This window comes from Pseudomonas gingeri (assembly GCF_013386115.1).
GTDB classification, from domain to species: Bacteria; Pseudomonadota; Gammaproteobacteria; order Pseudomonadales; family Pseudomonadaceae; genus Aquipseudomonas; species Aquipseudomonas gingeri.
The window spans coordinates 158,177-171,222 of sequence record NZ_JACAOR010000006.1; the positions used below are offsets into that span (position 1 = coordinate 158,177).

Sequence of the window (13,046 nt, forward strand, 5' to 3'; positions counted from 1 at the left end):
GCCTTACTCGGTTCCTGTGGGAGCGGGCTTGCCCGCGAAAGCGGTGGGTCAGTCGACATCGATGCCGACGGACAGGTTGCATTCGCGGGCAAGCCCGCTCCCACAGGGTTATGTGCAAGCCGTTAGAAATCCTTGCACAGACGCAACGCGTCATAGATCGCCGCGTGCGTGTTGCGCTGGGCCACACAGTCGCCGATGCGGAACAGCAGGTAACCGTCACCCGGCTGGCTCAGCGAAGGCTGCGGCTTGATCGCGAACAGGGCGTCGATATCGATCTGGCCCTTGTTGCGCGAACCGTCCTTGAGCCCGTAGTAGATCTCTTCGTCCGGACGCACGCCGTTCTCCACTACCACCTGGTCCACCACCCGCTCTTCCTTGGCGCCGGTGTATTCGTTCTCCAGCACCGCCACCAGCTTGTCGCCCTCGCGATAGACCTTTTCCAGCATCATGTCGCCGGTCATGATCACTTCCTTCGGGTACATGCTGCGGTAGTAGGTCGGGAACGACGTACCGCCGATGGCCACGCCCGGCTTGATATCGTCGGTGACGATCTCGACCTGGCTGCCCTTGTCGGCGAGGAAGTCGGCCACCGACATGCCGGTGAACTCGCAGATGGTGTCGTAGACCAGCACGTTCTTGCCTGGCGCGACCTTGCCATCGAGCACATCCCAGCTGCTGACCACCAGCCCTTCGGCGGCGCCCCAGTGTTCGTTCTGTTCGAGGAACGGATGACCGCCCACCGCCAGCACGACCACATCCGGACGCAGGTCGAGGATGGTCGCCGCATCGGCGGCGGTGCCCAGCCGCACATCGACTTTCAGGCGTGCCAGTTCCAGCTGGAACCAGCGGGTGATACCGGCGATCTGGTCCCGTTGCGGCGCTTTCGAGGCCGTGGTGATCTGCCCGCCGATGGCGTCCTTCTTCTCGAACAGGGTCACGTCGTGACCGCGTTCGGCGCTGACCCGCGCCGCTTCCATGCCGGCGGGGCCGGCACCGACGATCACCACCTTGCGCCGGGGCCCGGTGGACTTCTCGATGATATGCGGCACGCCCATGTATTCACGGGAAGTCGCGGCGTTCTGGATGCACAGGACATCGAGCCCCTGGTACTGGCGGTCGATGCAATAGTTGGCGCCGACGCACTGCTTGATCTGGTCGACCTGGCCCATCTTGATCTTGGCGATCAGGTGCGGGTCGGCGATGTGCGCACGGGTCATGCCGACCATGTCGACATAGCCGCCTTCGAGAATGCGCGTCGCCTGGTTCGGGTCCTTGATGTTCTGTGCGTGCAGGACCGGCGCCTTGACCACTTCCTTGATCCCGGCGGCCAGGTGCAGGAACGGCTCCGGCGGGTAGCTCATGTTCGGAATCACGTTGGCCAGGGTGTTGTGGGTGTCGCAACCTGAGCCGACCACACCGATGAAGTCGAGCATACCGGTGTCGTCGTAATACTTGGCGATCTGCTTCATGTCCTCGTGGGACAGGCCGTCCGGGTGGAATTCGTCACCACAGATGCGCATGCCGACGCAGAAATCGTCACCGACTTCCTTGCGCACGGCCTTGAGCACTTCCAGGCCGAAACGCATGCGATTCTCGAAGCTGCCGCCCCATTCGTCGGTGCGTTTGTTGACCCGCGGGCTCCAGAACTGGTCGATCATGTGCTGGTGCACCGCCGACAGTTCGACGCCGTCCAGGCCGCCGGCCTTGGCCCGGGCCGCCGCGGTGGCGTAGTTGCCGATCACCCGCCAGATTTCTTCCGGCTCGATGGTCTTGCAGGTGGCGCGGTGCACCGGTTCACGAATACCCGACGGCGACAGCAGGGTCGGCCAGTGTTCGCCGTCCCAGCGCGAACGCCGGCCCATGTGGGTAATCTGGATCATGATCTTGGCGCCATGCTTGTGCATGGCATCGGCCAGGTTCTGGAAGTGCGGAATGATCCGGTCGTCGGCCAGGTTCACCGATTTCCACCAGCCTTGCGGACTGTCGATGGCGACGCTGGAAGAACCGCCGCAGATCGCCAGGCCGATCCCGCCCTTGGCTTTCTCTTCGTAGTACTTCACATAGCGGTCGGTGGTCATCCCGCCGTCGGTGGCATACACCTCGGCGTGGGCGGTACTGAGCACGCGGTTGCGGATGGTCAGTTTGCCGATCTGGATCGGCTGGAACATTGCTTCGAAAGCCATGACGGGTTCCTCGACTTACAACGGCTTGACGGTGAACAGGCCATCGTCGTGGCCTTCTTCAGAGCCGCCGTAGACTTGTTCGGCCACGGTGCGGATCTTGCTGCCGCGAGCGGCGAGGATCTGGTCCATGGCCCCGGCGAACCAGCCCGTGAACATGTAGTCGACCTTGCGCCCGACCTTGCCGTAGACGTAGACGAACGCCGAGTGTTCGAGCTTGACGCTGGCGGTGCCCTTGTCGAGGTCGATGTCCTGGATCTTGAACAGGCCCCAGCCACGTTGCGACAGGCGCTTCATGTAGTGTTCGAACACCGCGACGCCTTCCAGGCCATGGCATTCGGCTTCTTTTTCACACCAGTGCCAGGCGGACTTGTAGCCGGCCTTGTAGAGGATTTCGGCATAGGCTTCGGCGCCCAGCACTTCCTCGATACCCATGTGGTTGTTGACGAAGAAATGCCGTGGGACATAGAGCATCGGCAATGCGTCGGAAGTCCAGACACCGGTTTCGCTGTCGACTTCGATAGGCAGTTGCGGGGCGATTTTAGCCATGGGAAACACTCCAGAATTCATTGATTGCGGCTGGCCGCTTACGCCCTGCGCGACGGGCGCGCAGGGTGAGGTGTCGGAAAGAGAAAGCGGGCGGGACTTATTCGCCCCAGACGTCCTTGAGGACGTTGACCCAGTTTTCGCCCATGATCTTGCGCACCACGCGCTCAGAGTGACCGCGCTTGAGCAGGGTCTCGGTGAGGTTCGGGAACTCGCCCACGGTGCGGATGCCCAGCGGGTTGATGATCTTGCCGAAGCTGGTCAGGCGGCGGGCGTAGCCCTTGTCGTGGGTCAGGTATTCGAAGAAGTCCTGGCCATGGCCCTGGGTGAAGTCGGTGCCGATGCCGATGGCGTCTTCACCGACGATGTTCATCACGTACTCGATGGCCTCGGCGTAGTCGTCGATGGTCGAGTCGATGCCCTTGGCGAGGAACGGCGCGAACATGGTCACGCCGACAAAGCCGCCGTGGTCGGCGATGAACTTCAGCTCGGCATCGGACTTGTTGCGCGGATGCTCTTTCAGACCCGAAGGCAGGCAATGGGAGTAGGTCACCGGCTTCTTCGATTCGAGGATCACTTCCTCGCTGGTCTTGGAACCGACGTGGGACAGGTCGCACATGATGCCGACCCGGTTCATCTCGGCGACGATCTCGCGACCGAAGCCCGACAGGCCGCCGTCACGCTCGTAGCAACCGGTGCCCACCAGGTTCTGGGTGTTGTAGCACATCTGCACGATACCGACGCCGAGCTGCTTGAAGATCTCGACGTAGCCGATCTGGTCTTCGAAGGCGTGGGCGTTCTGGAAACCGAACAGGATGCCGGTCTTGCCCAGCTCCTTGGCCTTGCGGATGTCGGCGGTGGTGCGTACGGGCATGACCAGGTCGCTGTTCTCGCGGATCAGCTTCTGGCTCGAGGCGATGCTGTTGACGGTGGCCTGGAAACCTTCCCAGACCGACACGGTGCAGTTGGCGGCGGTCAGCCCGCCCTTGCGCATGTCTTCGAACAGTTCACGGTTCCACTTGGCAATGATCAGCCCGTCGATAACGATGCTGTCGGCGTGCAATTCGGCTGGGCTCATCAGGCTGTCCCCTATTGGCGATTCACGCGCCGAATCGTCTGCCGGCGCTTTGGGGCCAGCATATGCCCAGGGGGCGGCGGAGCCGGGTGCAAAAACGACAGGGGAATTGCCGAAAGCGTCAATCCGCGACAAAGGGCGTCAAGACGGTAGGCTCAAGGACTTGTCGCTGTACGACTATTCTTTGCATTCTGCTTGAGACAGAATTGCCCCACATCGCTCTCCTATCCCGTATCAGGACGCCGTAATGAAATCGATTTTCCTGGCCTTGGCCCTTGTCAGCATGGGCGTTCACGCGGCCGAAGAGTCCGACAACTCGCCTTGCGACGCGGTGCCGGACGACCAGCAGACCCTGGAATGCGCCACCTACAACAAAAACACCGCCGAGCAGTTGCTCAAGGAGAACTTCCAGGCGCTGCTGGATCGGGTCGCGTCGCAATATGCGAACAAAAAGGCCGATCTGGCGGACATCACCGGCAAACTGCAGACTGCCGAGCAGTTGTGGATAAAATCCCGGGATGCCGATTGCGCCATCGCCCCGTTCCCGGCGAAGGTCGGCAGCAAGCAATACAACATCGACCTGAACGACTGCCTGGCCAGCAAGAGCGACGAACGGTCGGAGTTCCTCGAGTCGCTGTTGCAGGAATGAACCGCGGGGCACCCGGACCGCTGTCCGTGACAAAGGATCTGTATGTACTACCCACGTGAAGCCGCGCGCGATCATCTGTTCAATCGCGCCGCCCTGCTGTTTTTCCTGATCCTGCTGGCCTGCGTCTTCGCGATGATGTCGCGCGAGGATGGCCTGCGCTACGCCGCCCTGCAGACATCGGCCAAGGAAGTCACGGGCACCGTCACCCAGGTCGAAGAACTCTGGAGGGGCCCGGTGTTCCTCGGCCAGTACGTGCACTACCGCTTCGATGACCGCAACACCCGCGGCGATGGCGTGCTGTATCAGGACACCTTCACACCCAGCGGCAGCTACCATGAAGGAGAGCCGGTGCAGGTGGTCTATTCCGAGTGGTTCCCCAGCTATCACAACCTGGCCACGCAGCGGCGCTTCGGCCGACCCGGTTTCTATATCTTCAGCGCCAGTGTCGCCACGGTGGTGCTGGGCTTCGGCCTGCTGTTCTGGACTACCCACCTGATCTTCCGGCATCGGCGGGAAGACCGTTATTACTGAGTCGAACCTCCTGACACCAGAAGCTTGACAAGGCCCAGGGGGAAACTTAACTAAGCAACAAACCGCCCCCGTCCTGAACCGGCTGTACAGACGAGTCCCCCACGATAATCAGGAGATTTTCGTATGCACTCACTTGCAGCCATTCCGTTCTATGCCTTCGCCATCTTTGTCGCCATCGTGCTGTTCATCGACATTGGCCGGCGCATCGGTGCCCGCCATCTGGCCGCCGACCCCGAGGGTGCGCGGATCGGGATTGGCGCCATCGAAGGCGCGGTGTTCGGCCTGCTGGCGCTGTTGATTGCCTTCACCTTCTCTGGCGCAGCCACCCGCATGGATGCCCGGCGCACCCTGATCGTCGCGGAAACCAACGCCATGGGCACCGCCTGGCTGCGCCTGGACCTGCTGCCGGCTGCGCACCAGCCGGCATTGCGCCAGGACTTTCGCGATTATGTGGATGCCCGCATCGCCTATTATCGCGACCTGACCGACGTCGACCTCGCGACCCGGGAAAACGCCCGGGCCAGTGCCTTGCAACTGGCTATCTGGAAAAAGGCCGTGGCCTCGTTGCAGGACATGCCGACCCCCACCCTGGGCGTCAGCGCGCTGCAGGCGCTCAACGAGATGATCGACATCACCACCACCCGCAGCGTGGCCCTGGAAACCCACCCGCCGCTGATCATCTACCTGATGCTGATCACCCTGACCCAGATCAGCGCCCTGCTGATCGGCTACGGCATGGCCGGCACCGTCACCCGCCACTGGCTGCACAGCCTCGGCTACGCCCTGGTGATGGTCTGCGTGCTCTACGTGATCCTCGACTTCGAGTTCCCACGACTGGGCATCATCCGCGTCGACTACTTCGACAAGATCATGCTGGACTTGCGCAAAACGATGGATTAGGGACCTCGCCAGTCCGGCAACATCAGGCAAACCTTGCCGCATTGTCGACACGGAGAATATAAGCAAATATTAGAAATTCTTATAAAAGACTTATATCATCCCATGAACACAATTTTCTGGACCCCACCTGTTCGACTGGGAAGGCATCCTTAAAGTGGTCAGTATCCAAGAGGTAAAAAAGCGCGATGAACGCACCTACTGACATCCAGATCATCAATGACGCCAACGGGCAGCCGGCTTTCGTCGTGATCCCCTACGCGCAATATGTCGCCCAACAAAGGGAGCCCGACCTGATCCCCCATGAGGTTGTCAGTCGCATGGTCGACGGGGCAACCCCCATTCGCGCCTGGCGCGAGTATCTGGATCTGACGCAAGATGAAGTAGCCAGGCGCCTGGGCATCTCGCAACCGGCCTATGCCCAGCAGGAATCCGTAGCCAGGCCGCGCAAGGCGACCCGCGAAAAAATCGCGGCGGCATTCGGCATCAAGGCAGACCAACTGGAGCTCTGATCTCCATTCCCAGCGACTCCCAAAGGACTCAAATGACTATCTGCGGCATCGAAATAAAAGGCAGCGAAGCCATCTTCGCCCTCGCCACCCTGCAGGACGGCAGCCCTGAACATGTGGCCGTCGCCACCAGGAAGATCGCCCTGGACGACGATGACGAAGCCGCCAACGTGAAAGCCTTCGCCGGCCAGATCAAGGCCTTTGTCCAGGCCCATGGCATCCAGCGCATCGCCATCAAGAAACGCGGCAAGAAGGGCGAGTTCGCCGGCGGGCCGACCACCTTCAAGATCGAGGGCATCCTGCAGTTGCTGGACAACTGCGAGGTGACGCTGCTGTCACCCCAGACCCTCAACGCGCAGCACAAGAAGTTCGCCTTCGCCCTGCCCGCGACGCTGAACAAATATCAGCATGAAGCCTACAAGGCAGCCTGTGCCGCGCTGCTGAAAAAGTAACCCTTTTCCAGAACATCACAAACCTTGCAGGAGCTGGCTTGCCAGCGATGGCGTCCGAAAGGTTGATGTACGACTTTACGGCCCCATCGCCGGCAAGCCGGCTCCTACAGGGAGCCCCCCCTACACCTTGATCCCGCGCCGGTCCTCCCGTGGACACTGGGCGAACCGGGCCCGGTAGCTGCGGGTGAAGTACGACGGCGACTCGAAGCCGCTGGCGATACTCACTTCCAGTACGCTCATGTCGGTCTGGCGCAGCAACTGGCGGGCCTTCTCCAGGCGCAGGCCCAGATAGAAGTTGCTCGGGGTGTCCTTGAGATAGAGGCGGAACAGGCGCTCCAGCTGACGCCGCGTGACTTTGATCGATTCCGCCAGCTCCAGCGTGCTCAGCGGCGGCTCCATGTGCTGCTCCATCTCGCCGACCACCTGCACCAGCTTCTTGTTGCTGATGCCGTAGCGCGTGGCGATCTGCATGCGCTGGTGGTCCTTGCGCGGGCGGATCCGCCCGAGCACGAACTGTTCCGACACCTGGATCGCCAGCTCCGGCCCGTGGGCCTGGCCGATCAGGTCGAGCATCATGTCGATGGATGCCGTGCCGCCCGCGCAGGTGATGCGTCGGCGGTCGATCTCGAACAGTTCCTGGGTCACCTCCAGTTGCGGATAGGATTCCTTGAAGGCCTCCAGCGCTTCCCAGTGCAGGGTCACGCGATGGCCTTCGAGCAGGCCGGCCTCGGCCAGCACCACGCTGCCGGTGTCGATCCCACCGAGGGTGACGCCATCGTGATCGAGACGACGCAACCAGTGCTCCAGGGCCGGGGTCACGAACTTCAGCGGCTCGAAGCCGGCCACCACCAGCAAGGTCGCGCCCTTCTTCAGCGGCTCCAGCGCCGCATCGGCGTTGACCGACATGCCGTTGCTAGCCAGCACCGCGCCGCCGTCGGCACTGAGCACATGCCAGCGGTACAGCTCGCCACGAAAGCGATTGGCCACGCGCAGCGGCTCGATCGCCGAGATAAAGCCCATCGCCGAAAAACCCGGCATCAGCAAGAAGTAGAAATCCTGGGACATGGAGCGCACTCGCAAGACGGGTAGCGTTGCCGATGTGATACGCCAGTTCGACGACGACGACAAGAGCACAGGTCGCTGCTGTGCAAGAGTCAGTCGCCGCTGTGCGTTTTCAGTGGGCCAGAGCTGCGTAACTTGAGCATCACCGGTGCATCAGACACCGGAACCGACAATAAACGACCTGCCGAGGAAACCATCATGAAACGACTGATCAGCCGCTGTGCAATCGCACTCACCGGTACCGCGCTCTTGAGCACTGGCGTCATGGCCGCGGACCAGGCGTCCTGTCAGAACGTCCGCCTCGGTGTAGTCAACTGGACCGACGTGATCGCCACCAGCGCCATGACCCAGGTGCTGCTCGACGGCCTGGGCTACCAGGTCAAGCAGACCAGCGCGTCCCAGCAGATCATCTTCGCCGGTATCCGCGACCAGCGCCTGGACATGTTCCTGGGCTACTGGAACCCGCTGATGACCCAGACCATCACACCGTTCGTCGACGCCAAGCAGGTCAAGGTCCTCGCCGAGCCGAGCCTCAAGGACGCCCGCGCGACCCTGGCCGTACCGACCTACCTGGCCGACAAGGGCCTGAAGACCTTCGCCGATATCGCCAAGTTCGAGAAGGAACTGGGCGGCAAGATCTACGGCATCGAGCCCGGCTCCGGCGCCAACACCCAGATCAAGGAAATGATTGCCAAGAACCAGTTCGGCCTGGGCAAGTTCCAGCTGGTGGAGTCCAGTGAAGCGGCCATGCTCTCGGCGGTGGATCGCGCCGTGCGTCGCAAGGAAGCCGTGGTGTTCTTCGGCTGGGCGCCGCACCCGATGAACGTCAACGTGCAGATGACCTATCTCACCGGCAGCGAAAACGCCCTGGGCCCGAACGAAGGCATGGCCACCGTCTGGACCGTCACCGCACCGACCTACGCCGCGCAATGCCCGAACGTGAACAAGCTGTTGACCAACCTGACGTTCACCGCCGAAGACGAGAGCCGGATGATGCAACCGCTGCTCGATCACAAGGACGCGCTGGAGTCGGCCAGGCAGTGGCTCAAGGATCACCCGCAAGACAAGGCCCGCTGGCTGGAAGGGGTGACCACCTTCGACGGCAAGCCGGCCGCCGACAACCTGCAACTGACCAGCAAGTAAACCACCGAAAATCGCACCCGCAGCCCACGACGGCTGCGGTGTGAACCACCACGCCTGTAAGGAACCCGCACCATGAACCACGACGTCATCATCACCTGCGCACTCACCGGTGCTGGCGACACGACCGGCAGAAGCCCTCACGTTCCGGTCACGCCCAAACAGATCGCCGCGGCTGCCGTTGAGGCGGCCAAGGCCGGTGCCACCGTGGTGCATTGCCATGTGCGCAATCCCGAAACCGGCAAGTTCAGCCGCGACGTGGCGCTCTACCGCGAAGTGATGGAGCGCATCCGCGAGGCGGACGTCGACATCATCGTCAACCTCACCGCCGGCATGGGCGGCGACCTGGAAATCGGCGCCGGCGAAAACCCGATGGAGTTCGGTCCGAACACCGACCTGGTCGGCCCGCTGACCCGCCTGGCCCACGTCGAGGCGCTGCTGCCGGAAATCTGCACCCTGGACTGCGGCACCCTGAATTTCGGCGACGGCGACACCATCTACGTCTCCACTCCGGCGCAGTTGCGTGCCGGCGCCAAACGCATTCAAGAGCTGGGCGTGAAGGCCGAGCTGGAAATCTTCGACACCGGTCACCTGTGGTTCGCCAAGCAGATGATGAAGGAAGGCCTGCTGGACGACCCGTTGTTCCAACTGTGCCTGGGCATCCCCTGGGGCGCACCGGCCGACACCACCACCATGAAGGCCATGGTCGACAACCTGCCGGCAGGCGCGGTATGGGCCGGTTTCGGTATCGGTCGCATGCAGATGCCGATGGCCGCGCAAGCGGTGCTGCTGGGCGGCAACGTGCGGGTCGGACTGGAAGACAACCTGTGGCTGGACAAGGGCGTCCTGGCGACCAACGGCCAACTGGTCGAGCGCGCCACGGAGATCCTCAGCCGCATGGGTAGCCGCGTCCTGACCCCGGCCGAAGGTCGGGCGAAGATGGGCCTGACCAAGCGCGGTTGATCCCCATACCTCCTCCCCCGCTGTGGGAGCCGGCTTGCCGGCGATGAACGATAACGCGGTCCGCCTGCTGGACCGTGGTGCCTGGATCGCCAGCAAGCCGGCTCCTACAAGGGAATCGAAAACTCTTTCAGGACCGCACTCATGAGCTTTATCACCGAAATCAAAACCTTCGCCGCCCTGGGCAGCGGTGTCATCGGCAGCGGCTGGGTCTCCCGCGCCCTCGCCCATGGCCTCGACGTGATCGCCTGGGACCCGGCGCCCGGCGCCGAGGCGGCCCTGCGCAAGCGCGTCGCCAACGCCTGGGGTGCCCTGGAGAAACAGGGCCTGGCCCCTGGCGCCTCGCAAGACCGCCTGCGCTTTGTCGCCACCATCGAAGAATGCGTGAAAGACGCCGACTTCATCCAGGAAAGCGCGCCGGAACGCCTTGAACTGAAACTCGAACTGCACGGCAAGATCAGTGCCGCAGCCAAGCCCAATGCCCTGATCGGCTCCAGCACCTCGGGCCTGTTGCCCAGCGAATTCTACGAAGGCGCCACCCACCCGGAGCGCTGCGTGGTCGGCCATCCGTTCAACCCGGTGTACCTGCTGCCGCTGGTGGAAGTGGTCGGCGGCAAGAACACCGCCCCTGAAGCCGTGCAGGCGGCGATGAAAGTCTATGAATCCCTCGGCATGCGCCCACTGCATGTGCGCAAGGAAGTCCCGGGCTTTATCGCCGACCGCCTGCTCGAAGCGCTGTGGCGCGAGGCGCTGCATCTGGTCAACGACGGCGTCGCCACCACCGGCGAAATCGACGATGCGATCCGCTTCGGCGCCGGCCTGCGCTGGTCGTTCATGGGCACCTTCCTGACCTACACCCTGGCCGGTGGCGATGCTGGCATGCGCCACTTCATGGCGCAGTTCGGCCCGGCGCTGCAACTGCCGTGGACCTACCTGCCGGCGCCGGAGCTGACCGACAAACTGATCGACGACGTGGTCGACGGCACCAGCGACCAGTTGGGCAAGCACAGCATTTCGGCCCTGGAACGCTATCGCGACGACTGCCTGCTGGCGGTGCTGGAAGCGGTGAAGACCACCAAGGCCAAGCATGGCATGAGTTTCAGCGAGTAAAGGGGCGGCCCTTTCAAGGGCAAGCCATGTCCATCAATCCGGCCTGAAGTACAAACCTTGTAGGAGCCGGCTTGCTGGCGATGGGGCCGGCGAGCCTTGCATCGCCAGATCGGCCGCTATCGCCAGCAAGCCGGCTCCTGCAGGAAACGCCCCATTGCCACTGGAACACCGCCATGCCCACCCTCACCACCTACACCACCGAAGTCATCCCCGACTGGGTCGACTACAACGGCCACCTGCGCGACGCCTTCTATCTGCTGATCTTCAGCTATGCCACCGACGCCCTGATGGAGCGCCTGGGCATGGACAGCAACAATCGCGAAGCCACCGGCAGCTCGCTGTTCACCCTCGAACTGCACCTCAACTACCTGCACGAAGTGAAGCTCGGCGCCCAGGTCGAAGTACACACCCGGATCATCGGCTACGACGCCAAGCGCCTGCACCTCTACCACAGCCTGCACCTGGTGGGCGGTGACAAGGAACTGGCCGGCAACGAACAGATGCTGCTGCACGTCGACCTCGCCGGCCCGCGTTCGGCCCCATTCAGCGCAGCCGTGCTGGAAAAGCTGCAAGCCATTGCCGAGGATCAGGCCGACCTGCCGGCCCCCGAGTACATCGGCCGCGTGATTGGACTGCCCGCGAAAAAATAACAATCCCTCGAAAAGGAGCTCACCGTGAACACCGCCGCCGCGTTTGCCGATTTCCGCAGTTATCCGCTGATCAGTGCCCTGACCGCCGTGCATCCGCTGGCGGATCGCCTCGAGGTGTATTGGGCGGACGGGCGCATCAGTCCGTACCACCACGTGTGGCTGCGGGACAACTGTCCGTGCCCGCAGTGCGTGTACACGGTGACCCGTGAACAGGTCCTGGAAATCGTCGATGTGCCCGAGGACCTGGCACCCGCCGCCATCCGCATCGACGACAGCGGCTGCCTGTGCATCGACTGGCAGGACGGCCACGCCAGCCGCTTCGACCCGGGCTGGCTGCGGGCCCATGCCTATGACGATGAGTCGCGCATCGAGCGCCAGGCCGGCAAACCGAAAAGCCGGCTGTGGGACAGCAGCCTGGCGTTGCCGGTGTTCGAGTTCGCCGCGCTGAAGGAAGATCCGCAGATTCTGCTGCAATGGCTGGTGGCATTGCGCGACACCGGCCTGACCCAGGTGCGTGGCGTGCCCACCGAGCCCGGCTCGTTGTCCGAGGTGGCGAAGCTGATCGCGTTTATCCGCCAGACCAACTTCGGCGTGCTGTTCAACGTGCAATCCAAGGCCGACGCCGACAGCAATGCCTACACCGCCTTCAACCTGCCGCTGCACAGCGACCTGCCGACCCGCGAGCTGCAACCGGGCCTGCAATTCCTGCATTGCCTGGTGAACGATGCCGAGGGCGGCGAGAGTATTTTCGTCGACGGATTTGCCATTGCCGACGCGTTGCGCCGGGAGGAGCCGGCGGCGTTTCGCGCGCTCTGCGAGATTCCCGTGGAGTTCCGCAACAAGGACCGTCACAGCGACTACCGCTGCCTGGCACCGATCATTGCCCTGGACAGTCTCGGCCAGGTCAGCGAGATCCGCATGGCCAACTTCCTGCGCGGGCCGTTCGATGCCTCCAAGCAACAGATGCCGGTGTTGTACGGTGCCTACCGGCGCTTTATCGCCATGACCCGCGAAGCACGCTTCCGCATCATGCAGCGACTCAACCCGGGCGAACTCTGGTGCTTCGACAACCGCCGCACCCTGCACGCGCGCAACGCCTTCGACCCGGCCACCGGCGCGCGACATTTCCAGGGCTGCTATATCGACCGGGATGAATTGCTGTCGCGGATCCTGGTGTTGCAGCGTTGAGTCCGCGATAGTCCGACACGGGGCCCATCTCGAGTTGGACTATTTTGTGGGGCGCAGGGTGTCAGTTACCCCGCGTTATCGTTAACGGCCATCGCGA

General features: G+C 62.8%; 14 protein-coding genes and 1 pseudogene. 11 read left to right on the top strand and 4 right to left on the bottom strand.

The window, feature by feature from the left end:
• Positions 1-122 precede the first annotated feature (122 nt).
• From dgcA to HX881_RS12480, 3 genes are all read right to left on the bottom strand, one after another.
• Positions 123-2,183 carry a dimethylglycine demethylation protein DgcA gene (dgcA, locus tag HX881_RS12470; RefSeq protein WP_017128350.1) on the bottom strand — a complete coding sequence of 687 codons (2,061 nt, stop codon included), beginning with the start codon at positions 2,181-2,183 and terminating at the stop codon, positions 123-125.
• Between the two features lie 15 nt (positions 2,184-2,198).
• Positions 2,199-2,729, bottom strand: coding sequence for a DUF5943 domain-containing protein (locus tag HX881_RS12475; RefSeq protein WP_003228980.1), 531 nt, complete (start codon positions 2,727-2,729; stop codon positions 2,199-2,201).
• A gap of 97 nt (positions 2,730-2,826) precedes the next feature.
• Positions 2,827-3,804 (bottom strand): dipeptidase, encoded by a 978-nt coding sequence (locus tag HX881_RS12480; protein WP_017128348.1) that lies wholly within the window; start codon positions 3,802-3,804, stop codon positions 2,827-2,829.
• 244 nt (positions 3,805-4,048) lie between these two features.
• Between HX881_RS12480 and HX881_RS12485 the strand changes: the two genes are divergently transcribed.
• The 6 genes and pseudogenes from HX881_RS12485 (at position 4,049) to HX881_RS12510 (ending at position 6,839) form a co-directional block, all read left to right on the top strand.
• Positions 4,049-4,450 carry a lysozyme inhibitor LprI family protein gene (locus HX881_RS12485; RefSeq protein ID WP_017128347.1) on the top strand — a complete coding sequence of 134 codons (402 nt, stop codon included), beginning with the start codon at positions 4,049-4,051 and terminating at the stop codon, positions 4,448-4,450.
• A 42-nt stretch (positions 4,451-4,492) separates the two neighbouring features.
• Entirely contained in the window at positions 4,493-4,981 is a 489-nt protein-coding gene (locus HX881_RS12490; protein WP_017128346.1) for a DUF3592 domain-containing protein, read from the top strand.
• Between the two features lie 123 nt (positions 4,982-5,104).
• The gene (locus HX881_RS12495) at positions 5,105-5,881 is read left to right on the top strand and encodes a bestrophin-like domain (protein ID WP_017128345.1); all 777 of its coding nucleotides are present in this window, start codon (positions 5,105-5,107) and stop codon (positions 5,879-5,881) included.
• Positions 5,882-6,008: 127 nt separating this feature from the next.
• Positions 6,009-6,083: pseudogene (locus HX881_RS12500) on the top strand (type II toxin-antitoxin system RelE/ParE family toxin); the annotation flags it as partial.
• Positions 6,067-6,390 carry a helix-turn-helix domain-containing protein gene (locus HX881_RS12505; RefSeq protein WP_177084742.1) on the top strand — a complete coding sequence of 108 codons (324 nt, stop codon included), beginning with the start codon at positions 6,067-6,069 and terminating at the stop codon, positions 6,388-6,390. The pseudogene HX881_RS12500 and the gene HX881_RS12505, both read left to right, overlap by 17 nt.
• 32 nt (positions 6,391-6,422) lie before the next feature.
• A complete protein-coding gene (locus HX881_RS12510; protein WP_017128344.1) occupies positions 6,423-6,839 on the top strand; it encodes a DUF3010 family protein in 417 nt (138 codons plus the stop codon).
• 120 nt (positions 6,840-6,959) lie between these two features.
• Here HX881_RS12510 and HX881_RS12515 read toward each other — a convergent pair whose 3' ends face one another.
• On the bottom strand, positions 6,960-7,904 hold the full coding sequence (locus HX881_RS12515) for a GlxA family transcriptional regulator (protein ID WP_017128343.1): 945 nt from the start codon (positions 7,902-7,904) through the stop codon (positions 6,960-6,962).
• Positions 7,905-8,099: 195 nt separating this feature from the next.
• On the opposite strand from HX881_RS12515, the gene choX reads away from it, so the two are divergent.
• The 5 genes from choX (at position 8,100) to HX881_RS12540 (ending at position 12,949) form a co-directional block, all read left to right on the top strand.
• A complete protein-coding gene (gene choX, locus HX881_RS12520; protein WP_017128342.1) occupies positions 8,100-9,044 on the top strand; it encodes a choline ABC transporter substrate-binding protein in 945 nt (314 codons plus the stop codon).
• Between the two features lie 72 nt (positions 9,045-9,116).
• Positions 9,117-10,004 carry a 3-dehydrocarnitine:acetyl-CoA trimethylamine transferase CdhC gene (cdhC, locus tag HX881_RS12525; RefSeq protein WP_017128341.1) on the top strand — a complete coding sequence of 296 codons (888 nt, stop codon included), beginning with the start codon at positions 9,117-9,119 and terminating at the stop codon, positions 10,002-10,004.
• A 141-nt stretch (positions 10,005-10,145) separates the two neighbouring features.
• Positions 10,146-11,111: an L-carnitine dehydrogenase gene (locus HX881_RS12530; RefSeq protein ID WP_121135222.1), complete on the top strand. Its 966-nt coding sequence runs from the start codon at positions 10,146-10,148 to the stop codon at positions 11,109-11,111.
• 173 nt (positions 11,112-11,284) lie between these two features.
• Positions 11,285-11,761, top strand: coding sequence for a thioesterase family protein (locus HX881_RS12535; protein WP_017128339.1), 477 nt, complete (start codon positions 11,285-11,287; stop codon positions 11,759-11,761).
• 24 nt (positions 11,762-11,785) lie between these two features.
• Entirely contained in the window at positions 11,786-12,949 is a 1,164-nt protein-coding gene (locus tag HX881_RS12540) for a gamma-butyrobetaine dioxygenase (RefSeq protein ID WP_017128338.1), read from the top strand.
• The last annotated feature ends 97 nt before the right edge of the window (positions 12,950-13,046 follow it).